The organism is Gillisia marina, assembly GCF_000258765.1.
Lineage (GTDB): Bacteria > Bacteroidota > Bacteroidia > Flavobacteriales > Flavobacteriaceae > Gillisia > Gillisia marina.
Genome location: NZ_AJLT01000100.1, coordinates 1 through 774, shown reverse-complemented (window position 1 = coordinate 774; position 774 = coordinate 1). Strand labels below are relative to the sequence as shown.

Genomic DNA, 774 nt, shown 5'->3' with positions numbered 1-774 from the left:
AACAACTCAGGATCTTACTGTGATTGTTACTCAGGATGAACCTGCTGTGATCACTCCGGAAGAAGTGAATGATGGGTCTACAGATAACTGTGGCGAGCTGATCTTCAGCTTAGATAGAGATACGTTTGATAAACCGGGCGTGTATGAGGTAGTGCTTACCGCAACAGATGCTTCGGGGAACACTTCTCAAGCTACCGCCACTATTACGGTGAAGCGTGAAGGTGCAGATCCTAAGCAGGCACATGTGGTACCAACGATGTTAACCAGAACTAGTATTGCCAAGGTGATCTTACCTTTTAATGGTAGAATTAGCGAAGTACATGTAATGGAAACAGAAACTAATAATTATAAGGTTTTTGAAGGAAATAAGAAGAATACCATGCAAATAGATATTGCTCCAATGAAAGGAACCTTACTAGTGAAGATCATTGATGCGGAAGGAAATGTTTACATGAAAAAATTAATCGCACTTTAAAAGATAAAATTTTATGAATACTAAATATATAATCCTTAGTCTGTTTATTTGTTCCCTGAGTTTTACAGTCTCAGGGCAACAACTGGTAAGACCTGTTATCACGGGAGCTCCCTTTCTACAAATTGTTCCCGATGCCCGTGCGGGTGGAATGGGAGATGCCGGAGTGGCAACGATCCCGGATGCGTACTCACAATTTCATAACCCTGCAAAATTCCTGTTTATGGATGAAGGCGCCCAGGGAATTGGCCTTTCTTATATCCCACAATTTGTAGGATATGCAGATGATATCTTTTATGCCA

Annotated in this window: 1 protein-coding gene and 1 pseudogene; both read left to right on the top strand. The window is 41.2% G+C overall.

The annotated features are described in order from the left end of the window. The coding region (locus ON07_RS16620) for a PKD domain-containing protein (RefSeq protein ID WP_010232666.1) at positions 1 to 475 on the top strand (475 nt) is incomplete at its 5' end. A 13-nt stretch (positions 476 to 488) separates the two neighbouring features. Next, a pseudogene (locus ON07_RS13835) lies at positions 489 to 774 on the top strand (type IX secretion system outer membrane channel protein PorV); the annotation flags it as partial.